This is a genomic window from Finegoldia sp. P2-F-LR (genome assembly GCF_052932265.1).
The window spans coordinates 99,869-125,765 of record NZ_JBRFJF010000006.1; the positions used below are offsets into that span (position 1 = coordinate 99,869).

Annotated in this window: 22 protein-coding genes; 18 read left to right on the plus strand and 4 right to left on the minus strand. The window is 29.6% G+C overall.

The genetic code is table 11. From position 1 onward, the window contains the following. Positions 1 to 24: 24 nt before the first annotated feature. Complete coding sequence (scfA, locus tag ACU68W_RS05100) at positions 25 to 174, minus strand: six-cysteine ranthipeptide SCIFF (RefSeq protein WP_002835215.1); 150 nt, start codon at positions 172 to 174, stop codon at positions 25 to 27. Between the two features lie 132 nt (positions 175 to 306). Between scfA and ACU68W_RS05105 the strand changes: the two genes are divergently transcribed. The 7 genes from ACU68W_RS05105 (at position 307) to ACU68W_RS05135 (ending at position 7,151) form a co-directional block, all read left to right on the plus strand. Next, positions 307 to 1,926 carry an ATP-binding cassette domain-containing protein gene (locus ACU68W_RS05105; RefSeq protein ID WP_242428048.1) on the plus strand — a complete coding sequence of 540 codons (1,620 nt, stop codon included), beginning with the start codon at positions 307 to 309 and terminating at the stop codon, positions 1,924 to 1,926. 19 nt (positions 1,927 to 1,945) lie between these two features. Further along, complete coding sequence (locus ACU68W_RS05110) at positions 1,946 to 2,758, plus strand: hypothetical protein (RefSeq protein WP_094223744.1); 813 nt, start codon at positions 1,946 to 1,948, stop codon at positions 2,756 to 2,758. A 111-nt stretch (positions 2,759 to 2,869) separates the two neighbouring features. Then, on the plus strand, positions 2,870 to 3,787 hold the full coding sequence (locus tag ACU68W_RS05115) for an ABC transporter ATP-binding protein (RefSeq protein WP_446756206.1): 918 nt from the start codon (positions 2,870 to 2,872) through the stop codon (positions 3,785 to 3,787). After that, on the plus strand, positions 3,784 to 4,554 hold the full coding sequence (locus tag ACU68W_RS05120; RefSeq protein WP_446756207.1) for an ABC transporter permease: 771 nt from the start codon (positions 3,784 to 3,786) through the stop codon (positions 4,552 to 4,554). Before ACU68W_RS05115 ends, ACU68W_RS05120 begins: the two co-directional genes overlap by 4 nt. 1 nt (position 4,555) lies before the next feature. Further along, on the plus strand, positions 4,556 to 5,326 hold the full coding sequence (locus tag ACU68W_RS05125) for an ABC transporter permease (protein ID WP_308611524.1): 771 nt from the start codon (positions 4,556 to 4,558) through the stop codon (positions 5,324 to 5,326). Positions 5,327 to 5,328: 2 nt separating this feature from the next. Next, on the plus strand, positions 5,329 to 5,454 hold the full coding sequence (locus tag ACU68W_RS05130; RefSeq protein WP_275542317.1) for a hypothetical protein: 126 nt from the start codon (positions 5,329 to 5,331) through the stop codon (positions 5,452 to 5,454). 227 nt (positions 5,455 to 5,681) lie between these two features. Then, the gene (locus tag ACU68W_RS05135) at positions 5,682 to 7,151 is read left to right on the plus strand and encodes an ATP-binding cassette domain-containing protein (RefSeq protein ID WP_274983580.1); all 1,470 of its coding nucleotides are present in this window, start codon (positions 5,682 to 5,684) and stop codon (positions 7,149 to 7,151) included. Between the two features lie 2 nt (positions 7,152 to 7,153). Here ACU68W_RS05135 and ACU68W_RS05140 read toward each other — a convergent pair whose 3' ends face one another. Then, positions 7,154 to 8,062: a DMT family transporter gene (locus ACU68W_RS05140; RefSeq protein WP_446756208.1), complete on the minus strand. Its 909-nt coding sequence runs from the start codon at positions 8,060 to 8,062 to the stop codon at positions 7,154 to 7,156. Between the two features lie 113 nt (positions 8,063 to 8,175). Between ACU68W_RS05140 and ACU68W_RS05145 the strand changes: the two genes are divergently transcribed. Together ACU68W_RS05145 and ACU68W_RS05150 are read left to right on the plus strand one after the other, a co-directional pair. Next, complete coding sequence (locus tag ACU68W_RS05145) at positions 8,176 to 9,717, plus strand: ATP-binding cassette domain-containing protein (protein ID WP_446756209.1); 1,542 nt, start codon at positions 8,176 to 8,178, stop codon at positions 9,715 to 9,717. Next, on the plus strand, positions 9,710 to 11,239 hold the full coding sequence (locus ACU68W_RS05150; protein ID WP_242428034.1) for an ATP-binding cassette domain-containing protein: 1,530 nt from the start codon (positions 9,710 to 9,712) through the stop codon (positions 11,237 to 11,239). Before ACU68W_RS05145 ends, ACU68W_RS05150 begins: the two co-directional genes overlap by 8 nt. Before the next feature lie 32 nt (positions 11,240 to 11,271). Here the strand turns inward: ACU68W_RS05150 and ACU68W_RS05155 are convergent, their stop codons facing one another. Continuing rightward, positions 11,272 to 12,423: an iron-containing alcohol dehydrogenase gene (locus ACU68W_RS05155; protein ID WP_446756210.1), complete on the minus strand. Its 1,152-nt coding sequence runs from the start codon at positions 12,421 to 12,423 to the stop codon at positions 11,272 to 11,274. Between the two features lie 93 nt (positions 12,424 to 12,516). Next, positions 12,517 to 13,959 (minus strand): threonine synthase, encoded by a 1,443-nt coding sequence (locus ACU68W_RS05160; RefSeq protein WP_446756211.1) that lies wholly within the window; start codon positions 13,957 to 13,959, stop codon positions 12,517 to 12,519. 223 nt (positions 13,960 to 14,182) lie between these two features. Between ACU68W_RS05160 and ACU68W_RS05165 the strand changes: the two genes are divergently transcribed. The 9 genes from ACU68W_RS05165 (at position 14,183) to ACU68W_RS05205 (ending at position 25,724) form a co-directional block, all read left to right on the plus strand. Then, a complete protein-coding gene (locus ACU68W_RS05165; protein WP_094207498.1) occupies positions 14,183 to 15,757 on the plus strand; it encodes an ATP-binding cassette domain-containing protein in 1,575 nt (524 codons plus the stop codon). A gap of 166 nt (positions 15,758 to 15,923) precedes the next feature. Then, entirely contained in the window at positions 15,924 to 16,304 is a 381-nt protein-coding gene (locus ACU68W_RS05170; RefSeq protein WP_446756212.1) for an iron hydrogenase small subunit, read from the plus strand. Positions 16,305 to 16,409: 105 nt separating this feature from the next. After that, a complete protein-coding gene (locus ACU68W_RS05175) occupies positions 16,410 to 17,549 on the plus strand; it encodes a YibE/F family protein (RefSeq protein WP_446756213.1) in 1,140 nt (379 codons plus the stop codon). A gap of 102 nt (positions 17,550 to 17,651) precedes the next feature. Next, positions 17,652 to 18,767, plus strand: a complete 1,116-nt coding sequence (locus tag ACU68W_RS05180) for a YibE/F family protein (RefSeq protein ID WP_446756214.1) — start codon at positions 17,652 to 17,654, stop codon at positions 18,765 to 18,767. After that, a complete protein-coding gene (locus ACU68W_RS05185; protein ID WP_446756215.1) occupies positions 18,767 to 21,106 on the plus strand; it encodes a cell wall-binding repeat-containing protein in 2,340 nt (779 codons plus the stop codon). Before ACU68W_RS05180 ends, ACU68W_RS05185 begins: the two co-directional genes overlap by 1 nt. A gap of 113 nt (positions 21,107 to 21,219) precedes the next feature. Continuing rightward, the gene (locus tag ACU68W_RS05190) at positions 21,220 to 21,942 is read left to right on the plus strand and encodes a hypothetical protein (RefSeq protein ID WP_102163862.1); all 723 of its coding nucleotides are present in this window, start codon (positions 21,220 to 21,222) and stop codon (positions 21,940 to 21,942) included. A gap of 105 nt (positions 21,943 to 22,047) precedes the next feature. Then, positions 22,048 to 23,121, plus strand: coding sequence for an ABC transporter substrate-binding protein (locus tag ACU68W_RS05195; protein ID WP_002835191.1), 1,074 nt, complete (start codon positions 22,048 to 22,050; stop codon positions 23,119 to 23,121). 78 nt (positions 23,122 to 23,199) lie between these two features. Beyond that, positions 23,200 to 24,795, plus strand: a complete 1,596-nt coding sequence (locus ACU68W_RS05200) for an ABC transporter permease (protein ID WP_446756216.1) — start codon at positions 23,200 to 23,202, stop codon at positions 24,793 to 24,795. Beyond that, positions 24,792 to 25,724 carry an ABC transporter ATP-binding protein gene (locus ACU68W_RS05205; protein WP_446756217.1) on the plus strand — a complete coding sequence of 311 codons (933 nt, stop codon included), beginning with the start codon at positions 24,792 to 24,794 and terminating at the stop codon, positions 25,722 to 25,724. The genes ACU68W_RS05200 and ACU68W_RS05205 overlap by 4 nt, the downstream gene beginning before the upstream one ends. Positions 25,725 to 25,897 lie beyond the last annotated feature (173 nt).

The following is a 25,897-nucleotide window of genomic DNA, read 5'->3' on the forward strand; positions in this document are numbered from 1 at the left end:
TCTTCAATCATTATGTAAACAAGATTATCTATTTTCGTTTTCACATTCTTGGTTAGCAACTGTGCAAGAAGTTTTGCAAGCTGATTGGCAAGATGTTTGGCATTCACCACAACCACCTTTGCAAGCTGATTCTTTCAAAGTGTTAGGTGTTAAAGTTTTAATATGTTTTTCCATAATATTCACCTCAAAATAATTATATCACAAATCCAGAAAAAATGTGCGAAATAATAATTCGGATGTATAATCAAAAAAAGGATTGCATAAACATAAAACAAGTGATATATTTAATTTAAAGGAATGATGAAAATGTTCAATTACATTACACAAAACAAAAAATTATTCTATTTAACTCTTCTTACAGCGCCTATTGCCGTTGGATTTGATATCGGCTTGGCGTGGCTTTTAAGAATTATAACAGATGCGGGAACTAATGGAGAAGAACAATTTTTGCCCAGACTAATTCTAATTTCTGTGTTGTACATAATTTTTGCAAGTATTTCCGATTTATTATATCGAAAAAGCACAGTAGAACTTACGAATAATTGTATATATAACGTAAGAAATGATTTGTTCAACAGCATAACAGATGAATCTCTAATAAAAATTTCCAAACAAAATAGTGGATATTATATATCAATGTTTTTGAATGATTTGGAAGATTTGAAGATGGATTATTTCAAGAATATGGTGTCTTCATATCATGAAATTCTCAATTTCGTAATATCCTTAGTGTTACTTGTCAAAATCGACATAATAATGGCAATCACAATAATAATATTTTCTATGGTGCAATTAGCAGTGCCATTTATTTTCGAAAAATTAATCGAAAAGAGACAAGAAGAACTTATGAATATAAGAAATGAATACACGTCTAGTTTGCAAGAATTCGTGAACAATTTTAATTTGATTAAGTTTTTCAAAAGAGAAATTATTTTTCAAAAAATTAACCAAGATAAATCCATTGAATATCGTAACTCATCAAATACTAAGGAAACTTTGAGCAAAACTATTTACGTTTTATCATTTGCTAGTTCGTTGGCAATGTATTTGGGTTGTATGTTGGTCGGAATTTGGCTAGTATTTAAAGACAGAATAACAATTGGTCAAGTAATAGAATCAAGTCAACTTATGGCTTATGTGACGGGACCGTTGTTAAATTTCACAGATATAATGACAAGTTTCAAATCAGCAAAGCCAGTCCAAAACAAAGTTATAAATTTCATCTCTGAAGAAAAACCTGTTGAAGTAGAAGATGAATTCGAATTTAATAATTTGAAATTAAACAATATTTCGTTCAAATATCCAACAAGTGACAAATACGTTTTGAAAAATTTGGATTTTACATTTGAAAAAGGCAAAAAATACATTATTATTGGAGAAAGTGGAACGGGTAAATCAACTATATTCAAGATTTTGCAAAAACAAGAAATAGCAACCGAAGGAGTAGTTCAGATTAACAATAAAAATATTTTGAATATTACAGATAGCACATATTATTCGAAAATCGGATTTGCAACACAAGACACTGGAATATTCACAGCAAGCATCAAAGACAACATATCCTTGTATGACAACAGACCTGTAGATAAAACAATCATTGAACAATTGGGATTAAATACTATGATTAATTCCAAACCAAAAGGAATTGACACTGTAATCTCCAGCGAAGACAAGTCTATCTCAGGTGGAGAGAAACAACGAATAGCCATTGCAAGACTACTAAATGAAGACTTCGACTGTATTTTATTAGACGAATCGACATCCTCATTGGATAAACACAGTGTAGATATTGTTGAAGAATGCATACTTTCGAAAAAAGATTTGACAGTAATAGCAATCACACATCATTTGACAAGTAAAGCTATTGAAATGAGCGACTGTGTTTTAAAATTAGAAGACGGGAAATTAGTACCAGTTACAATGTAAACTAAAAGAGGGTAATGATATGGGAACTAAAAACACTTATAACAACTATCAATTTTATGAAACACCAGCATTGACTAAATATTTGGAAGAACAATCAATAAAAGGCTATAGTTTTTGTGGTGCAGTGGGAAGTTTTTTGGATATACTGAAGTTTCGCTATGATGAAAACAAAGCCCCACAATCTTATTGTGTCTTACGTAAGCGCTTGGATAAAAATATAGATGAAAAAATACAAATCATGAAAACTAATTCTCAGATCATTTATGAAAATAATGTGTATGTTGTATTTGCAAATAATTCTGAGGAGGATACGGAGTTAGAATCCATTTTAAAAAAGCAAAATGCTCTCCAAGCAGTTTCCATTAAAAAATCTGTAGCATTTATCAGTATATTATTGATTATTTCTGTGATTAGTGTGGCTTTGAATATATTATGGCCACAAAACACAAACTTAGTGTTAAACAGTCTGAATGTGGGAGTTTGTATTTCTCTAATTATTAATTTTTTGATTTATTTTATTGGAGATTTGCACGATTATTTTTCAGGAAAAGCAGTAGTAATAGACGGGAAGCTAATATTTAATGAGCGTAGCAAATTAAAAGATAGACTATTTAGAATTGGAGATGTACTTAAATTTGCAATATTGTTGGTGAGTTTATTTCTTAGCATAAAAGTTGTGTTACAAGTAAGTGATCCTGCAGTTACAGTTAATGTTTTAAAAATGTGGTTCATATTTTTTATTGTAGGATATACATCAAGAATTAGATTCCAAAAATCATATATTTCGTTTTTGATGATAGAAGTATTTCTAATAACACTTGGATTATTGTAAAAAAATTGCACGATTAATCTCGTGCTTTTTTTATTGCTAACATGTAGCAGGAAATTGTTTTTTTAGGATATAATATATAATGATATTGAAAGTATAAACATGGAGCGAATTATGATAGAGATAAACAACTTGAAAAAAGATTATGAAATAGTTAAGAGAAAAAGTTTATTAAACAAAGAAAAAACTATCGTGAATGCAGTGAAGAAGATTTCTTTTAAAATTGAAGATGGAGAAAGGGTCGGACTCATTGGGCTTAATGGAGCTGGCAAGACTACTACGATTAAAATGATGACGGGAATTTTGTATCCAACAGATGGTTTTATAAAAGTGAATGGATTCACTCCGTCTGATAGGAAAAAGGAATTCTTGAATGAGATTGGAGTATCAATGGGACAACGTTCGTGTATGTTTTACGATATTGATGTGATAGAATCATTCAATTATTTTAAAGAAGTTTATGAAATTTCGGATGAGGATTTTGAGGAAAGATTACAAGAATTTGATAAAGTTCTTGGACTTTCGCAACTTTTACATACTCCTGTAAGAAAATTGTCTTTCGGTCAGAGGATGAAGTGTGAATTGGCAGTGAGCCTTATTCATTTGCCGCGAACAATATTTTTGGATGAGCCTACTATTGGTCTTGATGTTGTGGTTCAAGAAAATATATTTGAGTTTTTGAATATGATAAACCAAAAATACAATTCTACGATCATATTGACCACACATGAAATAGAAAATATAGATAAATTTTGCCCTAGAATTATAGTATTAAATCATGGAGAAGTTATATACGATGGAAAGTGCAATAAATTTTTGGATAGAGATAAGTACAGAAAACTAACCGTATCTTCCAAATACGTTGAGTATTTGAAGGATTTTAATCCAGACATCGACAATGAGAAGGCGACAGCTTTATTGACTATCGATCAGTTAAATAGTGTAGATATTTCAAACTTTTCTAAGTCCGAATTCACCATCGAAGAATTGAGCTTGGAAGATGTTTTGAAAACTAAATTGAGGGTTGAATGATGAAATTATTTGCTTGTTCTCTAAGAATTGCTCTGAAAAAGATGTTTGCTTATCCAAATGAAATAATCATGATATTTTTTCACAGCCTTTTCCAATTATTGTCGACGATTTTGTTTTGGGTTGTGTTATTTGACAATGTAGAATCTTTTGGATACGACAAATCTTTTATATATTTGCTGGCAATGGTCGGGATGCTATCGTCAGCCATTGAAGAAATGTTTTTCGGACTCAGAGATTTTGAGTGGTTGGTGCGTGACGGAAGTTTGGATAGGTATTTATATCGCCCTCAAAATACTTTGTTTATGATAATGATAGAAAATATTCCACTTGTTGCATTCATTGAAGAACTTGTGCTTGGGATTTTTGGAATAATTTTGGTAGTAGTGAAATTTGATATCGCGATTTCTTTTGTAGCTGTATTAAAGATGATAATCCTTTTAATAATAGGGAACGTGTATTATCAAACGATTTATGCGACAATAACGATGCTGAGTTTAAGATTTGAAAAAATATCGACATTAAGAGATTTGATTTTCAATTTTAATTTTTCAAAAAATTATCCCACTACAATTTTTCCGAATTTTTTGAGAAAATTTCTGACTTATGTAGTTCCTGTTTCATTGATAGCATTTGTTCCAACACTAGCTTTAAGCGGAAAACCTACTAGACATTTTCCTCTAATATTAATTTTTTTAGCAGTGAGCTTGATGATTTTATACATTGTGTACAATCGTGGACTTAGAAGATATTCTTCAAATGGAGGTTAGAATGAAAAAATATTTAGCGTCTATGAAAATAGAATACCTAAATTCAAAAGAATACTTTATTTCTTTTGTTTCCTCCATATTTTATATACCAATTACAATAATTGTTTATTATTTTTTGTGGAAATTCATAATGAAAGGACAAGCTGATATTGCTGGAATGAATTTTGATGATGTGATTGCGTATTTCATGACGATTTTGGTAGTAAAAAATTCAATATCAAATACAATGGCTGAAACTTATTACATATTTCAAGATATAAATTCGGGAAATATTGATACTCTGATAACTAAGCCAATTTATTATCCTCTTACTAGATTTTGCATATCTATAGGAAGAGTTGTAATATCAATGCCTTTGGGGATAGTTTTTTGGATAGCAGTTCAGTTGTATTTCAATAAGTTTTCATTTGCATCGCTTGGTTATTTTATAATATCCTTGTTTCTAGGATTTTGTTTGATGTTTCAAGTGCTATGTGTTTTAGGATTACTAACATTTTGGTTAAAATCTGTACTTAGTCTCAGAGATATTTTTTGGTATATTCTGGCAATATTTTCAGGAGAAGTAGTTCCTTTAGCGTTTTTCTCTGGGAAATTTGAAATTATACAACACAATCCACTTGCCGGAATTTATTATATCCCTGCAAACATAATTAACTCAAACAATATGAAGGCTTTGATTTTGGAACAAGTAATTTACATCGTGATTTTTTCCATAATAATTTATTTTATGTGGAGAAGAGGAATAAAACATTACGAATCACAAGGCGGGTAAATATGATTTTGATATTAAATAATATATATGATAGGATTAAATTAGCAATGAAGGTGAGTTTATTTATGTTTACAGTATTAAGAGAAGGTAGCAGTGGCGGAGAAGATAAATGCCCAAGAAGAGCTTAAATATTGAATTGTAAAAAAGAGGAATCAAAAATGAGCGAATATTCTTAAAGTTGGTTTTATATCTAATTTTTGAGAATCAGTTCAAAATGTTTCCTTTTTTTTATAATAAATGAAAAGGAGAATAATTATGTACTTATATGTATTTAAAGATTTTGATTTATATTTTTTGTTTGAATTGTCAAATGAATTTGGTGTTTACATAGAAAACCCATTGGAGATGATAAATAATGTTGAAATTAAAAAGATATGTTTCAAATAAAAGCCTTGCTATTTATTGTTTGATAAATGGTCTATTAAAAATTTTGTTTTTAGTATCTCCACTTGTTGCAAAAAAGTTTATAGATAATGCAATGAATAAAAATTTTAATAATATGTTGATTTTTGGACTGATAGATGTTTTCTTATTTGTATTAACTCAGGTTGTATCTTATATATTTGATATTTTCAGTAAAAAAGTAGAAACATCAGCAATATCTAATATTTTCAAAGAGGTAAATGAAAATTTGGATACATATAGAGTAAAAGAACATTCAATTAATAGAGATAGGATTAATCAAGAAATAACAAATAATCTTACATTAATAAAAGGCTTTATTGTAGATATACCTGTTAGTATTGTATTTTCTATTATTACTATGATAGCAATATTTTTAATAATGTTAAAATTGTCTATTAGCTTAGCATTAGTTATGATAATTGTAGTCCCAGTAGGTGCATATATATCATATAAATTAGGTTATTTGATTTCAGATTATTCGGAAAAGGATTTAACGAATAATAGAGATATTAAGGGATATCTGCTAGATAAATATTCTATTACAAAGTCAGAAAGACTTTTAAAAAAAAAGCAGATGTTTGATATAAAAATTTTATTAGAGAATTATGAAAATACCTTAAATAAAAAATATAAATTAGAATCTCTTGTAAATAATATGATGATTTATTTTGTTTTAAATGGTGTAATAATTTCTATGTATTTGATTTCTGGATATTATGTGTATAGAAATATGATTACAATAGGTACTTTTTATGCTACACAACTTTATGTGTCTAGATTTTGGACACCAGTAGAATATTTGTTTGACATAAGAAATCAATATTTAACAGCAAAGCCAGCAATAAATAGTTTTTTGAATTTTATGGAAGTAAAAAAAACAAGATACAATTATGATATTATAAAAGAAATAGAATTGGTGAATTTTGAATGTTTGAGTAATAAAGGGAAAGTATTAAATGAAAAAATTTCTATGAAATTTGATAATAAAAATATAAATATAATTTCTGGAGATAATGGTGTAGGAAAAACAACTGTGATAGAATCTATTTTGAATTATACTGATAGATACAATGGAGATATATTAATAAATGGAAGAATATTAAAAGAGAGCTACTATGATATGGTGTACATATCATCTGATTATAATATATCTAATTTTGGATTGTTATCTGATAAAATAAATTTTTCTTCTGGACAAAAGAAAAAAGCACAAATAGAGTTAGCATTAAATACGGATAAGAGTGTTTATATAATAGATGAACCTACTAATTTTTTGGATGAAGAAAATAAAATCAAAATAGCGAATATGATAAATGAGTTGTATTTTAAAAGGAAAATAGTGATTTTGATTACGCATGATAGCGAAATTATTAATATGATAAAAAATAAAAAAATGTATTTTTTAAAAAAATCTGCATGAGATTATACTCGTGCAGATTTTTCATTTATTAGCATTCTTTGTTTTCTTCGATTGTTCATAAAATTAATCAAAGCTCCACTGAATATTAAAATATATCCGATTATACTTAAATAATCAGGAATTTGATGCAAGAATAAAAATCCGAACAATCCTGTAAAAATTATCGTCGAATAATCAAACACTGAAATTTCAGAAGCAGGAGCGAATTTGTAAGCCAATGTTATTCCAAATTGTCCGATAAGGGCTGCAAGTCCAACGCCGATAAGAGCAAGGATTGATGATGTTCCCATTGGAACAAAATTAAATATCATAAAAGGAATACATACTATACTCGAAAATCCTGAGAAAAAAGCAACGATAAACGAACTATTCACTCCTAGAGTGTTCAATTTTCTAACGCAAGTGTAAGCTCCACCTGCACAAATTCCACCCAAAATTCCTATTAAATATGGAAGGATTTCTTGGATTTGTAGTGTAGGTTTTACAACGAATAAAACCCCTACAAATGCTATCAAAATCGAAATTATGTGTTCCTTTCTCAAATCTTCTTTTAGGAAAATCCAAGACAAAATCAAAGTCGCAAAAGGAGCGAGTTTGTTGAGAACTGATGCATCAGAAATAAACAAATGATCCAACGCATAATAATTACAAAAAATTCCTGCAGTACCCAAACTTGCTCTCAAAATCAAAGTTTTCCAAGGAATTGATTTAATATCGTGAAGTTCTTTTACTTCTTCTTTTTTATTTGATTTCAATAAAAGCGCGAATGCCACCAAAAAAGCAATCAAATTTCTGAAAAAACTTTTTTGAATAGTTGGCAAATCTCCAGCAAGTGGTATGAATAAATTCATAAGAGCAAATCCAAATGCTGACAATAATATTGCTGTAATACCTTTAGTTCTATTATTCATTTATTACCTCCGTTTTAATAAATGATATCATAAAACAATGTAGATTTGAAATTTATTCTATTTCGCAAGAGTTTATTAGGTGATATAATCAAAAAAGAGAGGAATTTGTGATTATGAAAACTAAAGAGAAGAAATATTTTATTTATTCAAGTTTGTTTTATGTATTTATTTTTGTGCTTGATTTTTTAGTGTCTGTAATTACATCAAATTTTGCAGACGAATTTGTAAAACTAAATACAGTAGAATTTCAAAATACAATAAAAACTATGTTAATTATAATATTAGTATTTGGTGTGAAATTTTTATTAGAAAAACTAATACCTTATAAATTAGAATTAATAAAACATCAATTAAAATTTCAGTTTAAAAACAATATACTAAGAGATATTTACAATTTACGAAAAGAATTGTTATTCGAATTGTCAGGAGAGCAAGTTTTGCAAATTGTAGATAAGGACAGCGAAATCGTAGCAAGTTTTAGGTATGAATATTTGGTAGAATTTTTTTCTTCATTATTTATTTTTGCGATGGTACTTGTTTCATTTTTGGTTTTAAGTTATAAGGTGACTTTTATTCTTGCTTTGTTAGCTATTTTGCAAATAATACCGCCAATAATTACTAAAAATAGCTTATATAAGATTTACATGGATACTAGAAAAATAGAACAAGATACTACTAACTGGATTATTTCAGCATCAGAAGGAAGAGATGTTTTGAAAACTTTTAATGCGACTGATTGGTATTTTAAAAATAAAAGAAATTTAGATGAACTGAATGTAAATGCTGGTACTAAGGCTGAAATTGCATTTGCTCTTGAAAATGCTATGTATTCTCTGTTAGATTTGATTTTAAAAATAGTTAGTTATGCAATTATAGGTATAGCAATCTATAATCAGGAAATTACCATTGCTGATTCGGTGTTTATGATTATGTTACTGAGTACGTTTTATTCCAATTTTGAGAATATAACAAAATATATTTCGAAGGTTCAAGAATTCAATGTATCAAAAACTAGAATAAATAATATTTTAAATAAAGATATTAATAGTAACGATGTAACAGTTTCAGATACTGATTCTCTAATAGATTTAAAAATTGAAGATTTAGATTTTTGTCAAAATTTAAATGGAACAAATCTTAAATTAGAAAAAGGAGATAAAATTCTAATTTCTGGGGGTAATGGTAAAGGGAAAACAACCATTTTCAATTTGATTTTAGGACTTTTACACTCAAATAGCAAATTGGTTATTAGAGATATTCCAGAAAGACTTATAAGTTATTTAAATCAAAATGATTTATGTATTTCTTTTACAATGAGAGAGATTATGGGTATGCTTGAAGGAAAAGAATACGTTAAAAAAGTCCAAGAACTCTGCAATTATTTTGGGATTAAGGAGCTTGATTGGAGTAAATACTTAGATGAATTATCAGGTGGAGAAAGGAAAAAATTCGCATTAGCAGTTTGTCTGGCATCTGATAAGAATATACTTTTGTTAGATGAACCGACAAATCATTTAGATGATAAATCAGTGGAAAAACTAATCGGTGTTTTAAGATCTGATTCACGAGAAATGATTGTAATTAGTCATGATGAAAGGTTAAATAAAATATGCAATAAAACTTTAGATTTAGATAGCGGTGATAATTATGTATAAGGATTTATTCAAGTCTATGAGACTTGGCGCAATATTAGGGCTTATTAGCAATATAATTCAAGATGTGTCAGCAGTTTTCATAGCGACTGTTTTGGGAACTTTTACATCTGCAGTATTGAATTCAGATATAAAAATGATGAAATCTTCAATATATAAGTTGCTCATTGCTATTTTGATTACTGTAGTTTTAATACCTTTTTTTCAGATTTTGTCAAATAAAATTATCCTGAAAAATAGTTTTACTCACGAAAATTTGCTAATAGACAAATACTTAAAATTTGATGAAAGTATTTTAAGAGATATAAAATCTTATAAATTTGACAATATTATAGAAAAAGAAGCAACTATGCTTAGATTGAATTTTATATGGGCATTTCAAAATATTTCAGAAGCTTTAATAATAGTTTTAATTTTGATAATAAGCTTGAAAGAATTACCAATTTATTATTTCATATTCATAGTTGCTATGGGATTTTTAAGATTTGTATCATTTACTACTTTTAAGAATGAAGTTTCTGAATATACAAGAGACAAATATTCATTTAAAGAAAATGAAAGAAAAATACTATTTTCTTGCTCTTTTGAAAAAGATTGGTTGAAATTTAATAATTTGTACACAAAATTCATACAGGTATACAAAGAATTATTTGATGAATTTCTGAATGATAAAATATCAACAGGAGAAATGTATACAAAAACTCAAAATGCAGTAAGAAATTTAGCAGATGGATTGTTTTTAATACTAGTAGTGGGATTTGGAATTATTCTATGTTCTAAGCAAATTATAGCCATAAATTCAATAATAAAAGTTTTAGCTATGTCTGTTGTTATCAATAAATTTTTTGATTGCGTTAAAAAATCTGTGGACTCATTTATTCAATTAAAAAGTTTAAAAGTTAATGTGGGAAAATTTTATTCAATTATTCCAGAAAATAAGGTTTCTAATAATGGCAATAGTGAAATCGAAATAAATGCTAAAAATTTAAGTTACATGGTAAATGACAAAAATATTTTAAAACCTGTAAATTTTATTATAAAAAAAGGAGATAAAGTTAAAATATCTGGAGAAAATGGAACTGGAAAAACAACTTTAATTAAAATTTTAAGTAACATTTATACAGATTATAATGGAAATATTAGTATTAACAACACAGAGTTAAATAATGCGAAGGATATCAACATAAATTATTTTTGTCAAAACTCTTATGTTTTTCCAACTACTGTGAAAGAGAATATTTTCCTTGGAAAGAATAAAATAGATACTGTATTCACAGATAATAAGTTACTAATGAAAACAAATGTGAATGGTCTATCTGGTGGGGAAAAACACAAAATAACTTTGGATAGGGCGTTAATAGGAAACTCAAATATATTTATATTTGACGAACCACTCAATCACTTGGATAGCGAATCAACCGAAAAATTTCTGAAAGTTTTTGATGAAATTGAAGGAATAGTTATTTTTGTCGACCATAAAAATATAATTAAAAACTACAATAAAGAAATAATTTTATCTCACTAAAAAATCTGCCTGTCTCAAGGCAGATTTTAGTTTTAATATGCGTTATTGTAAATTGTTTCGATGTCAGATGTTGACAAATCTGAGTAGCTTGTTTTATATGCAGCTGTGTTTTCAGCCATTTCTTTGATTTTGTCTTTTGGAATGTCAAGTTCACGAAGTGTAGTTGGAGCTCCGATTTCTTTGAAGAAGTTTTGTAGTGCAGAGATTGATTCTAGTGCTAATTCTTCATCTGTTTTTCCTTCTGGATCTATATTCCACACGTTGATTGCAAAGCTTCTGAATTTTTCCAAATGATTTTTGTAGACAAATTTCAAATAATTTGGATGAACTACTGCAAGTCCCATTCCGTGCGTTACATCAAAATATGCAGATAATGTGTGTTCCAATTTGTGACTTAACCAATCTGAGCTTTTACCAGTAGCAGTAAGTCCGTTGATTGCAAGTGTACTTACCCACATTAGATTGCTTCTAGCTTGGTAATCTTCAGGATTTTTGAGAGCTACTCTGATACTGTCGATTACAGTTTTCATCAAGCTTTCTGATATATTATCTGTTGTGTTTTCGTAATCTGGTTCTGAAAAATATTCTTCCATTATGTGGCTGAACATATCGCAAGTTCCGCTGATTAATTGATATTTTGGAAGTGAATATGTGTATGTTGGGTCGATTATTGAAAATACTGGATACAATAATCTGTGCCCGTAGCCGTATTTTTTCTTTCTTTCGATATTTGAAATTACACAACTACCATCCATTTCACTACCAGTTCCAGCCATTGTAATTACTGTTCCAAGTTTGATAGCGTCTGTTGGTTTGTTTTTTTCTTCGAAGAAATAATCCCAGAAATCTTCATCAGTTTTTGCACCCATTGCAATAGCTTTTGAGCAGTCCAATGTTGAGCCACCACCGACAGCTAGTATAAAATCAATGTCATTTTCTTTACAGATTTTAATTCCTTCATAAACTTTGTCTGTTCTTGGGTTTGGAGTGATTCCAGAAAGTTCGAAAACTTCTTTGCCTTTCAAATTTTTCATAACATCATCGTAGACGCCATTTTTCTTGATGCTTCCTCCACCATAAGTTACTAAAATTTTATTGTAATCTTTTAATTCTTCGACTAGATTTTTAACTTGACCTTTACCAAAATGTACTCTTACAGGATTGTAAAATGTAAAATTGTTCATAATGCCCCCTTGTTTTATCTCGAAATTTCTCTTAACTTAATATATATCCGATATTTTATTATTTAAAACAAAAGCAGCGTAAAGTTACGCCGCTTAATTCATTTCTTGTATTTTTTTGTAAATTATATTTTTGATTTCTGATGAATCGAAAATTGTAGTGTCAACTTTTTTGATGTTTTGTAAATTATCGGGAATAGGCGATTTTATAAAAGAGTTTAATTTTTCCAAAGCCATATTTATATCCAAATCTTCATTGTATCCAAATGATTTCAAAAGCTTATCTGTAGATAAATATGGAGAAGTTGTAGCCATAATTATTGAAGGCGTGTAATCATAAGAATCGATAACGTATTTGTCGTAGGCGAGAGAAGCCGTTGCGGTTTGAGGAGATAATGGATACTGACATTCCAAAAATAATCTCAAAATTTTCTGACTGACTTCATCACTTGTCATGCTGTACGTTTCAATACAACTCAATTTTTGTAGTTCTTCAGGATACAAAGTGAATTTATTTTTTTCTCTAAAATCGGTGTAAATCTCTCTTATTCTATCTTGATTATTTATCAAATGATGTAGTAATCTTTCGATATTCGCCAAGACCAATCTTTCAAATGATGTGGATTCTTCACCGAAAACTTCGTCATAGACAAATTCTCCCGTATCCAAGAATTTTTTGAAAGACAATGGACTTTTTGTCGCACAAATTATTTTATTAATAGGAAGTCCCATTCTTTTTGCATAGAAACAAGCCATTATATTGCCGAAATTTTCCGTAGGAATACTTACGTTGATTCTATTTCCAGCTTCTATCTCTCCGTATTTTACCATTGTCACATAACTGTAAAAATAATAAATAACTTGAGTGAGAACTCTGATTATATTCAAAGAATTGCACGTAGAAATAACCGATTCTTTTTGTGCAATCAAGTCTTTGATATCAGAATCATTTATCAAACTGTCCACTAATTTTTTGCATTCATAAAAATCACCATTCACGCCAATTGCACAGACATTATCGGAAAGCGTGGATAATAATTTTGATTTTTCGATATCTGAGATATTATTTGGATAAAACACGAAAACTTTTGTGTTCATCTTTTTAAAATTCTCAATCGTAGACACAGAGATATCAGTGGAAGCTGTGAACAAGTATAAGTTTTTCACATCTTCATTATTATTCAAATTAATATCTATAAATTTAGAGATAATACTCAATGACAAGTCCCTATAAGACAGACTTTTGTTGTTGAAAAGTTCAACGTAGCATCTATCATTTGTTTTTCTCAAAAAAACATTAGGCTCATCTCCATCGTAAGCGTTATTTACAATGCTTGATATTGAATCTTCGTTGATATCAGTTAAAAAATGCTTCAAAATATATATAGCAAGTTCGTTATATGTCATATCTCTAAGCACATCAATATCGTACAAATTATCTAAATTCAAAGGAACGTAAATATCATCATTTATACAATTGAAGATTACTTCTTGAGAATCTATAGTTATAGAATTATCCCTAGTGCTAATAAATTTCATATTTCCTCCTAATATTATTCTAATTATATCATTTTATGAGATTTAAGTTAATCTTTTTAAATTTCGATAAAATTTGAGTAAAAAATGCCGAAAACATAATGAGAAGCTTATAACTATTGTTTATTTGTTTTTGAAGAGTATAATAATAGTAAAGCGTTTTCTAATTAATAGAATTGATTGTAGCTTTGGGTAAGAATTATAAAATTGAAGGAGAGAGGGAATTATGATAAAGGTAATTCTTAAAAAGAACATCAAGTTTATGGCAGTATCTTTGATTATGAGTTTAATTATGGTTGTGGCGACGCTGTCCGTACCGTTTTTAAGTAACAAGATCTTCAGAGATATTACCAACATTCAAAGAAGTGATTTGTACTTATTGTTTGGGATAATGGTGTTAAATTATTTTATTCAAATAGGGCTGATTTTGTTAAAAGAAAAAGTAGCGGTGAATGTGAATTCAGAAAACTTAGATAATTTTATGCAGGATTTATTTCACGTGAAATACGACACTATGATTAATTTGGGAAACAATTCACTGATTACGAAGATTTCTAAGTTGACCAATTCTATTTACAGTTTTTTGATTGATGATGTAAATACAATGGTTAGTTCTATTTTGATAATTATTGGAGCTTTGATTTTTGTTTCAATTCAAAATATTTATTATGGTTTGATTTTATTAACGATAATACCATTTACATTTTTCGGATTTAAATTAATCAATAAGAAATTATCTGAAAAATGCGTATCACTATCTGCAATTACTTCCAAAAACTACCAAGATTTTAACAATATTTACAGCAATCCAGATTTTTTGAAACAATACTCCAAGTTTGATGGTTTTGATAATCTTATCAACAAGAAAATCGTGGAAATTTTTGAAGCACACAAAAGCGTTAATCAATTCGCAGGTGCAGCAAGTAGTAGTATTAGAATGTTTAACGAGCTTGTGCAAAATGCTTTGTTGATATGGATCAGTTACAATGTTACGATTGGAAATGCTAAGTTATACTCAATTGTGGTGTTTACTTTGGTAATCAATGTATTCTTCGACTCATTGTATTCATTAAATGGAGTAAATATCGACTTAACGAATTTGAAGGTGGATTCTGGATTTTATAAGGAAAATATTTTAGATAATTTAGAAAACAAAGACGGGATTGCTGTTGAAAATACTATTAGCAAAGTGAAGTTTGAAAATCCTGTTGTGAAAATTTTGGACACTGAGTTCAAATTTGATATTAATGAAGAATTTTATCCTTCAGATATCGTATACATAGACGCAAAAAGTGGTGCTGGTAAAAGTACACTTCTACGCTCGTTGTTGAATATTAGAGATGTTGATGGAATATCTATTAACGAAAAGTCCGTCAATTCATTATCTTTGGATGAATTAAGAGAAAAGGTCGCATACGTTCCACAAAATCCACTTATTATTCCTGCAAGTTTGAGGGAAAATATTTTGGTGGATACAGTCAAAGACAAATCTATCGATGAAAAAATATTGTCTATGGATGTTTTGAAGCCTGTGTTGAAGAATAAAAACTTGGATTCAGAAATTTTGGCAAATGGAGAAAACTTATCGGGAGGAGAAAAACAAAGAGTATCCATCGTTAGAAGTCTTATGAGAGATGCTGATGTTTATATTTTTGATGAAATAACTAGCAACTTGGATTCAGAATCACAGGAAGATTTCTTCTCAAATTTTATTAAAGATATCGACAATAAAATCGTGTTCATTATTAGCCACGATAAAAAAGTACAAAAATATTGCAACAAAACAATGCAAGTAAAATAAAGTAACGAGCTGATTTAATTCAGCTCGTTTTTAATATGTGATTCTGTCTAATATTTTATTGATTTTCGGATCAAGTGGTGGTGTCTTGGAAGCTGCTGTGAGAACTGCTTACAATATGTTAACTGGTGATGACCTTAAACAATTAGAGTTTGAATAACTTAAAGAAATGAGAAGCATCAAAGAATCCAGAATAGAAATTTTAGGAAAAGAAGTTAAAGTTGCTGCTGCAGGTGGACTCGCAAATGCGAGAAGACATTTGGAAAGCATCAGAGATGGAAAAGCTCACTACGATATTATAGAAATCATGGCGTGCCCTGGTGGATGTATCGGTGGAGCTGGGCAACCACTTCTTAGAGGGAATGTTTCGAAATTAGAAAAGAGAATGAATGCTATTCACAAAGAAGACAGGGACAAACCAATCAGAAGATCATACGAAAATAAATCTATCAAAAAGATTTACAATGAGTATTTAGATGCTCCTGGTTCAAAAAAAGCACATCATTTGCTTCACACAGAATATTCTTCAAGAGAAAAAATATTAATATAGTAATAGATAAAAATTCTTTGGCGATTGCCGAGGAACTTTTTTATTAAAACCAATTATCAAACTAAAAAAATTATAGTATTATATATAGATGGAGTTGGTGAATAATTGAAAAAAATTTGTAATATATTTTTGGGATTGATTTTGGCCCTGATTTTTATAATAAATTTAAAATGGGGAAATAATGACCATTTGGTAAGCTATGATGGAATTGAACTTGATTATGTAAAAGCTACTGTAGTAGATATTGTAGATGAAACGCTGGATTATCCTTATAATTCAAAACCTGTAGGAATACAAAACATCAAAGCGAAAATTAGAAAAACTGGAGAAATTGTGGATGTGGAGAACAAACTAGAAGCATCGCATAGTGTTTTAGTAAAAAAGAACGACAAGGTGATTCTGGCGAAAAGTAGAAATCCTCATCACAATTCTGAAACTTTTTACAGGATGTATAATTACGATAGAAGTTTTAGTACAATCTTATGGATGGGGATATTTATAATTTTCATAGCACTTGTTGCAGGAAGTAGAGGAATAAAAAGCACGATTGCTCTTGTGATTAGTATATACATAATTTTGTTTTTTGATATTTCGCTTATCATGAATGGATTTAATAATATTGTGATTACAATTTTAACTGTGATTTTGTGCACAATATATTCCACTTTGATTTTATATGGTTATTCTAAAATGAGTTTAATCAATATGATTTCTGTTTCGGTATCATTTGTATTTGTGAGTATTTTGGTTAAGCTAATGAGTATCGGACTTAATATTTCGGGGTATAATCTGGAAAATGTCGGGGAATTGATACTAGTGATAGGAAAGGTATGGAAATTAAATATCGAAAATTTACTGTTTTCCACTGTTGCTATTTCAGGTTTGGGAGCGTCAATGGATGTAAGTGTATCGATAGCTTCTGCATTAAGAGAAATTCAGTCGTTAAATAAAGATGTATCGAGTAAAAAATTATTTAAAAGTGGGATGAGTATTGGTCGAGATATTATTGGAACAATGGTCAACACATTAGTATTTGCATTTATTGGATCATCACTTGTGAGCATAATGATTTTTATATTGCACGGAACAAATACTTTTAATAGAGTTGTGAGTTCTGATTTTTTTGCGGTGGAAATTACGAAAGCGTTAATTGGAATAAGCGTTGTGATTATAATGGTTCCAGTGACTTCTTTTATTGCATCGAAAATATACAATGAGAATAGTTTTTATAAGCATATCAAATGATATGCTTTTTTTAATGTTTTTTTAACAAATTTTTACATTTTATTAACTTTGAAAAACATAAATTTAATATTTTAATCGTACAATGTATTTGGTGATGAAATATTGAAGAAAATTGTTAATGTAATTTTAATCTTGCTATTGATTGGAATTTTCTTTTTGAATAGAAAGCTAGATGTAAATGAAAGCTTGATTAGTTACAAGGGTGTGGAATATCTGAGGGCGAAGGTTGTGGAAGTTGTGGATGAATCGCTAGATTATCCGGATAATTCTAAACCTGTCGGCGTTCAAAAGATTAAAGCTAAGATTTTTAAAACTGGAAAAGTTGTGGAGTTGGATAACGAACTTGTGAACACACACAGCATTAAAGTTCACAAAGGAAGTAATGTTATTCTAATTCAAAATCAAAATTCAGGTTCAACTGATGATTATTACTATTCCGTGTACAACTACGATAGAAGTATAAGAATTTTTGTGATTATAGCATTATTTGTAATATTTTTGGCTGTGATTGCTGGGATAAAAGGCCTCAAAAGTGCGATAGCTTTATTTGTAAGTATTTACATAATTTTATTTTTTGATGTGGCGCTTTTGATGAATGGATACAATAATATTTTGGTTACGATTATAACGGTAATTTTGTGTGCAGTCTATTCTCTAGTGGTGTTGTATGGATACAGTAAAATGACTTTTGTAAATATGATATCGATAGGGACTTCATTTTTGATAGCGGCAATTATGGTCAAAATCATTGGAAAAGTTTTGTATGTTTCTGGACACAATATGGAAAATGTAGAAACTTTGATTTTGATAGGAAAAACATGGGGACTTAGGATTGAGAACTTATTATTCTCTGCAGTTTCCATAGCATCTCTTGGTGCTTCAATGGATGTTAGTGTGTCGATTTCATCTTCTTTGAAAGAAATTAAATCATTAAATACAGATTTGGATAGCAGGAAGCTTTTTCAAAGCGGAATGAATATAGGTAAAGATATTATTGGAACAATGGTAAACACTTTGGTGTTTGCATTTATAGGGTCTTCTCTAGTGACGATTATGGTTTTGATATCGCATGGAGTAAGTTTTAATCAGCTTGTAAATTCTGATTTCTTTTCAGTGGAAATCACAAAAGGGCTTATAGGTACGGTCGTTGTGATTATAATGGTGCCAGTGACATCATTATTCTCATCAATTATATATAATCTTAAGGGGGAAAATTAATGAACAAAACGGCAAAAGCGTTATTAGCATTGGGTATGGTATTTTCAATAGCAACAACAGCTACATACACAACTACGTTTGCTGAAACTAATGGAAAAAATGATATTAGCACAACAGCAACACAAACTCAAGAAGAATCTCAAATAAGATTTCCAATCTTGACTATAGGTAAAGACCAAAGTGAAAGAAACTTCACTTGGTACAGCAAGAGCAAAGAACAAGGTTATTTGGAAATAGTAGAAGCAAATGATCAAAAAGATTTTTCAAATGCAACGAAAATCAAAGCTGTAACTTCTGACAAGAACACAACATTTGATATCAATGACAAATCAAACGCAAAAGTAAAAATCGAAAAAGATAAGAAAGATCAAGCTTTAAAAGATTTGTATGAACTTAAAGATATGTCAAACTCTCAAGTAAATATCAAAAACTTGAAACCAAACACTAAATACATGTACAGAGTTTACAATGGTAATGGCAAAAAATCTCAAGTATTCGAATTTACAACTCAACCAAAAGGAGGCTTTACATTTGTATTAGCAGGGGACCCTCAAATTGGTGCCGGTAAATTCTACGCAGACAGAGACAAATGGGAAAAAGCATTGGGAACTATCAAGAAACAAGTTCCACAAATGAGTTTCTTGTACAGTTTGGGAGACCAAGTCAACGAATATACATCTAAATCAGAATTAGAATACAGTGGATATATTGAAAGAGAAAACGCAAAAGGAATTACATTTGCAACGTTAATTGGTAACCACGATTCACAAGCAAATTCTTATTCACAACACTTTGCACTTCCTAACCTTCAAGCTGAAGGAGCTACAGAAGCAGGTTCCAACTATTATTTCGTGTACAATAATACACTATTCATTCAATTAAATTCTAACAACATGAATACCGCTGAACACAAAGCTACAATTGAAAAAGCAATTGAAATGACAAAAAATCAAAATATCAAATGGAAAGTAGTTGGCTTCCACCACGCTATTTATTCTGCAGCAACTCATGCGAATGACGATGATATCATCAAAAGAAGAGCGGAATATCCAGCATTGATGAAACAATACGGTATTGATTTAATAGTATCCGGTCACGACCACGTTTACACAAGAAGTAGAATGATGAATGGCGGAGTAGCTATTGAAAGCGAAAGAAACTTTACTGACAAATCAAAAGAAGAAGGTAAAGTTCCATCAAAATATGTAAACCCAAAAGGACAATTATATTTAACTGCAAACTCTGCATCAGGTTCAAAACACTATGATTTAGTAGAATTCAAAGACTACATGGCAGTTAGAGACCAACATTACAAACCAAACTTTACAGAAGTTAAAGTGACTGACAAATCAATAGTAGCTACAACTTATGAAACTGATTCATTAAAAGTTGTTGACCAAGTCGAAATCGAGAAATCAACTGCAGATAAAACAAATGAAAATGTTAAAAGAATTTCTGGGGTAGATAGGGAACAAACTGCTATTGAAGTTTCTAAAAAAATGTTCAAAGACGGAACAAATAAAGTAGTATTAGCTAACAAAAACAACTACTCAGACGTTTTGACAGCAGCACCTTTTGCAAAAGCAAACAATGCATCATTGTTATATATATCTTCCAACTCAATCAGTAAGGAAGTTATGAGTGAAATTGCTAGATTAAAAGCAAAAGAAATCACTATTATCGGTGGAGAAAAATCTGTCGATGAAGGATTGAAAAAAGAATTAGAAAAGAGAAACTTCAAAGTAGAAAGACTTTCAGGAATTGACAGATACAAAACAAGTGCCAAAATAGCAGCTAAACTTATCAACAATAAGACAACAACACTAGAAATCGCGAGTGGTGAAAATTATGCCGATGCATTATCACTTAACAATGCAGCAGAAAAAGACAAAGCTCCAATACTTTTAGTAAGAGTTAACGCTATCGACAAATCAGTTGAAGATGTTATCAAATCATCAAAAGCATCATTAATAAACATTGCTGGTAGAGAAAAATCAGTATCTGAAAATACTAAAGCTAACATCAAAAAAATCTCCAAAGCTACTATCAATAGAATCGGAGGAGCTAACAGATACGAAACAAGTATTCTTCTTGCAAAATACTCTGGAGCAAAAGAAGTTGTAGTAGTAGCAAGTGGTGCAGACTTCGCAGATGCATTAGTTGCAGCACCATTCTCAGCACAACAAAACGGTGCAATACTTCTTACAAATAAAGATAAATTGTCAGATAATGCTGCAAAATTCATCAAAGATACTAAATTCAATAAATCTTATGTAATTGGTGGAGAAAAATCAGTATCTGAAAAAGTAATCGAACAATTAACAAACATAATAAAATAATCCCAATAAACTTCTAAATTTTAGGTATCCTCTCAATTTTTATTGAGGGGATATTTTTTGGTATAAAATCAAGAAATCAGGGTATAAATATATCAAATAAAGGGGGAGTATTTATGGGAAAATTACATAAGTTTATAAGATTGTCAGTTGTTTTATTATTTGCGATAATCTTTCTAGCATCTTGTAGTAAAAATGATGCCAAAAAAGGAAATATCAAACTAACTGAAGAACAAGAAAAATGGGTAGGAAATTACTTTGAAGAAGCATTCAAAGGAATAAAATCGGGAAAAGATAGAAAGCTTACTGATGACGAGGTAAATCAAATTAAAAAAGTTTTTGTGGAGAAAAGGCCTGGATCAGAATTTGATGAAATTAAAAACATAACTTCGAATTTCTTCAAGGCAGGAAGTTACAATGATCCAAAAGAAATAGATTTGGATAGCTTTATTAATTATTTTCCAAGTAAAGTTTTGGAAGAAAATTCTGATGAATTCAAAACTACTCTTGAAAAGCTGAAAAAACTAGATAATTTTTCTGAATTTGAATTGTCAAGTAAGCTTATGCCATTAGTAGAAATCGACAAGAACCTTGTAGATGCTACGTTGATGAAATATGCAGGAATTGTATCTGACGATGTGAAAAGCAAAGACAAATGTTTGTATTTGAAAGAAAACAACGCTTATTATACATTTGTAAGCGATGTTTCTATAGGCACTTTTTATCCAACTGAAGGAGAAATCAAAGGCAATGATTTAGTATTAAAAAACAACTATGCGACTCTTACTCTTGAAAATAAGGATGGTAATTACTTTATCAAATCATATATTGAGAAATAATTTACACGAAATGACTCCAAAAATTGGAGTCATTTTGTGTATTTGTAAAATATTTCAAAATAATATATACTATTTAATGATATAATTAAAAAATATGGAGGGATTATGAAAAACAAATTTTTGAAGATGTTGAGTCTTTCTTTAATGTTAATTTTTGCGTTGACTGCTTGTCAATCAAAAGATAATTCAAAAGAAACAACATCAAAAGAATCTACAAAAACTGAAGAAAAAGTAGACGACGCTAAAAAGTTTGAAGGTAAAACTTTGAACGTTGTTGCTACAAGCGACAAATACGTAAAATTATTTGACAAGTTCACTGAAAAAACAGGAGCTAAGGTTGAATTCTTATCTATGTCAAGTGGTGAAGTTTTATCGAGAGCTAAGGCTGAAGGTAAAGCAATGGCTGATGTATGGTTTGGAGGCGGAATCGACGCTTTCATGAAAGCTAAATCAGACGATATGTTAGAAAAATATGAATCTGAAGCTTTGAAACAAATTCCAGACGATTACAAAGACAAAGATGGTTATTGGTTATCAAAAGGAATCACAGTTGTTGGTTTCTTAGCAAACAACGAAGTATTAAAATCTAAAAACTTAGAAGTTCCAAAAACTTGGGATGAATTAGCAGATCCAAAATACAAAGGCGAAGTAATCATGAGCGATCCTTCAATCTCTGGTACAAACTACGCAGCAGTTAAAGGATTATTGGACAAATACGGCGAAGAAAAAGGTTGGGATTATTTATCTAAATTAAATGATAATATTAGCTTCTACGGCAAAAGAGGAAAAGATCCTCAAGAAAAAACAGCAGCTGGAGAATTTGGAATTGGTATTATTCCAGTTGACAAATCAGCGTTTGATACAGCAAAAGATAACAACTTAACTGTTGTTTATCCTGAAGATGGTATTCCATGGGTTCCAGAAGGAGTAGCTATTTTCAAAAATTCACCTAACACTGAAGTTGCAAAAGCATTCATCGATTTCATGTTAGAAGATGAATCTTTACAAATGTTAGCAGAAATAGACGGAAAAGATTCTAACCAAATGGTTAAAGATGGAATCAAAGGTCTTGATTTAGGGTTGAAAAAAGAAAACTTAATCAAACAAGATTTGTCTACTTTTGGTGAAAAGAGAGAAGCTATTTTAAATAAATTCTCAGAATTTGTAAAAAATAAGTAATTTAATAGGGAGAAATCTATCAGGTTTCTCCCATTTTACTAGCACCTTAACGGGTGCTTGTTTTAAATGGAGTAAATTATGAAAATATTAGATAAATTTATTAAATACATAATTTTCCTACTCATATTCGTTTTTATTGGACTTCCATTTTTGTATGTATTTAAAGAAGCATTCACTGCAGATGGAGGCAATTCAATAGATTTTATATTAAATGTATTTAAAGAGAACAACAATCTGTTTGTGAATTCAATTACTGTTGGTTTTATTGTATCGGTTTTAACGACTGTTTTTTCTGCAATAATTGGATTGTATTGCTTTTTGAGTGGTAAAATCCATCAAAAAATCATCAGTGCAATTTTATTGGTGACGATGATTTCGCCTCCTTTTGTAACAAGTTTGTCTTACATAAATTTATTCGGTAGAAGAGGGTTCATCACGTACAATTTGTTGAAATTAAACACCAATCCTTATGGAATGACGGGAATTATATTAATGGAAACTTTGGGATTTTTGTCGTTGAGTTGTTTAATGGTTATATCTTATCTTAATAATTTGGATACAGCTTCTATCAATTCAGCAATTGATTTGGGGGCGAATACGAACCATGTAGTAATCGATATTTTAATTCCACAATTAAAAAATACATTGATTTCTGTGTTTTTCCTCACATTTATTCGTTCGATTGCGGATTTTGGAACTCCTGCAATTATAGGTGGTAAGTTTAACGTTCTGGCAAGTGAAGGATACATGTCGGTCATTAGCAAAGGAGATATTAAAACTGCGGCAGTTATCAATATAATGATTTTGATTCCTTCTGTTATTATGTTTATCATTTATTCGAAGTCTATGAGAAAAAGCAATATCAATTCTAATTCTTCACAAAGTGCAATTATTGACAAAAAATCTGCTGTATTTTATTTCTTGTGTGTTATCAGTGTGTTTTTGTTGAGTTGGCTTGTGATTCAATATGCGTCAATTATTTTGTCAGCATTTACGAAAATGAAAAACAACGAACTTATATTTACTTTGGAAAACTTCAGAAATTCCAAATCTTACATTACAAACACAATTACAAGAAGTATTGTGTACTCTTTGATTAGTGCGTTCTTTGGAAGTATGATAGGGCTTTTGATGGCATACTATTCTATAATTAAGAAGAGTAAGGTGATTAAAGTTGCAGATTATATTTCAAATTTGCCTTATATTTTGCCGGGAACATTTTTCGGTCTAGGATATTTGTTAGCGTTTAATCACAAACCATTGATGCTGGTTGGAACTAGTGCAATTGTAGTGTTGAATGTTTTGTTCAAACAAATGCCTTTTTCGACAAAAGTTATGAATAGTCACGTTTTATCAATCAGCGAAGATGAAATCAATTCTGCACAGGATTTGGGTGCCAATTTCATTTATGTATTTAAAGATATCGTGCTTCCACTAACTAAGAAAGGCTTCACTGTTACATTCATCAATGCGTTTACTGCGACAATGACGACAATTGGTTCGATTATTTTCTTGGTTTATCCAGGACAAAAAGTTTTAACACTTGTTATGTTTGATGTTATAAACAGTGGTAATTACAATATTGGTTCTGTAATTGCTTTAATAATAATTTTGATATGTCTTGTTGTAAATGGTGGATATTATTTGGCGACAAAGATAGGAGATAAAAAATGATTTTAAGTGTAAAAAACCTTACGAAAATTTACGAAGATAAAACTGTTGTGGATAATGTTGAATTTGAATTAGAAAAAGGGAAAATGCTGTGTATTTTGGGACCTTCTGGTTGCGGTAAAAGTACGATTTTGAACATGATTGGTGGTTTTGTGAAGCCGAATTCAGGACAAATTATTTTGGATGGAGAAGATATCACGCACTTAACTGCTGAAAAAAGAGACATCACGACTGTGTTTCAATCCTACGGACTTTTCTACCATATGAATGTTTTCAAAAATATTGCCTATGGTTTAAAATTCAAAAATATAGACAAAACAACTATCCAAAACAAGGTTAACGAAATCATTGAGCTTGTAGGATTAAAAGGTCACGAGAAGAAAATGATTGACGAATTATCAGGTGGACAAAGACAAAGAGTCGCACTTGCAAGGTCTTTGGTTTTGAGTCCAAAACTTTTGCTATTAGATGAACCTCTCAGCAATTTGGATCAAAAATTGAGAGTTAGCATGAGGTTGCTAATCAAAAATATTCAAAAAAATTTAGGAACTACGATGATTTTCGTAACACACGACCAAAACGAAGCTTTTGAGTTAGCAGATGATATTATTTTGATGAATAAAGGTAAAATTGAACAACATTCCTATCCTTTAGATATCTACAAAAATCCGAAAAATAATTTCGTGTTGAATTTTATCGGTGATAAAAATATTTTTGAAGGATATTATATTAGACCTGAAGATGTAAAAATTTCAGACCAAGGAGAAGATGGTATTATCAAGGATATTGTGTTCCAAGGCTCAAGCGTAAAAGTTGAGATACAATTAGATGACAAAACTATCGATTCTTATATGCTCAACAATGATTTTAAAAATGAAATTGGAGATAAAGTAAAAGTTATATATTCTAAAAGAAAATTACCGACAAATTAGAGTAAAAGACTTGAATTTTGGGTAAAATATAGTATAGAGATATTTTTAGACCAGCTATCAAATGTCAAGAGAAAATAAAAAATAATTAATCTTGTAATTTATGGCACATCAAATAAGCCTAAAAATTAGGCTTAGAAAAACTAAATAACAACTAAATATTCGGTATGTAAGTT

Excerpts from the sequence above, each read along its gene's own strand:
- scfA (WP_002835215.1), bottom strand. The coding sequence starts at position 174 with ATGGAAAAACATATTAAAACTTTAACACCTAACACTTTGAAAGAATCA.
- ACU68W_RS05105 (WP_242428048.1), top strand. The coding sequence starts at position 307 with ATGTTCAATTACATTACACAAAACAAAAAATTATTCTATTTAACTCTT.
- ACU68W_RS05110 (WP_094223744.1), top strand. The coding sequence starts at position 1,946 with ATGGGAACTAAAAACACTTATAACAACTATCAATTTTATGAAACACCA.
- ACU68W_RS05115 (WP_446756206.1), top strand. The coding sequence starts at position 2,870 with ATGATAGAGATAAACAACTTGAAAAAAGATTATGAAATAGTTAAGAGA.
- ACU68W_RS05120 (WP_446756207.1), top strand. The coding sequence starts at position 3,784 with ATGATGAAATTATTTGCTTGTTCTCTAAGAATTGCTCTGAAAAAGATG.
- ACU68W_RS05125 (WP_308611524.1), top strand. The coding sequence starts at position 4,556 with ATGAAAAAATATTTAGCGTCTATGAAAATAGAATACCTAAATTCAAAA.
- ACU68W_RS05130 (WP_275542317.1), top strand. The coding sequence starts at position 5,329 with ATGATTTTGATATTAAATAATATATATGATAGGATTAAATTAGCAATG.
- ACU68W_RS05135 (WP_274983580.1), top strand. The coding sequence starts at position 5,682 with ATGTTGAAATTAAAAAGATATGTTTCAAATAAAAGCCTTGCTATTTAT.
- ACU68W_RS05140 (WP_446756208.1), bottom strand. The coding sequence starts at position 8,062 with ATGAATAATAGAACTAAAGGTATTACAGCAATATTATTGTCAGCATTT.
- ACU68W_RS05145 (WP_446756209.1), top strand. The coding sequence starts at position 8,176 with ATGAAAACTAAAGAGAAGAAATATTTTATTTATTCAAGTTTGTTTTAT.
- ACU68W_RS05150 (WP_242428034.1), top strand. The coding sequence starts at position 9,710 with ATGTATAAGGATTTATTCAAGTCTATGAGACTTGGCGCAATATTAGGG.
- ACU68W_RS05155 (WP_446756210.1), bottom strand. The coding sequence starts at position 12,423 with ATGAACAATTTTACATTTTACAATCCTGTAAGAGTACATTTTGGTAAA.
- ACU68W_RS05160 (WP_446756211.1), bottom strand. The coding sequence starts at position 13,959 with ATGAAATTTATTAGCACTAGGGATAATTCTATAACTATAGATTCTCAA.
- ACU68W_RS05165 (WP_094207498.1), top strand. The coding sequence starts at position 14,183 with ATGATAAAGGTAATTCTTAAAAAGAACATCAAGTTTATGGCAGTATCT.
- ACU68W_RS05170 (WP_446756212.1), top strand. The coding sequence starts at position 15,924 with ATGAGAAGCATCAAAGAATCCAGAATAGAAATTTTAGGAAAAGAAGTT.
- ACU68W_RS05185 (WP_446756215.1), top strand. The coding sequence starts at position 18,767 with ATGAACAAAACGGCAAAAGCGTTATTAGCATTGGGTATGGTATTTTCA.
- ACU68W_RS05190 (WP_102163862.1), top strand. The coding sequence starts at position 21,220 with ATGGGAAAATTACATAAGTTTATAAGATTGTCAGTTGTTTTATTATTT.
- ACU68W_RS05195 (WP_002835191.1), top strand. The coding sequence starts at position 22,048 with ATGAAAAACAAATTTTTGAAGATGTTGAGTCTTTCTTTAATGTTAATT.
- ACU68W_RS05200 (WP_446756216.1), top strand. The coding sequence starts at position 23,200 with ATGAAAATATTAGATAAATTTATTAAATACATAATTTTCCTACTCATA.
- ACU68W_RS05205 (WP_446756217.1), top strand. The coding sequence starts at position 24,792 with ATGATTTTAAGTGTAAAAAACCTTACGAAAATTTACGAAGATAAAACT.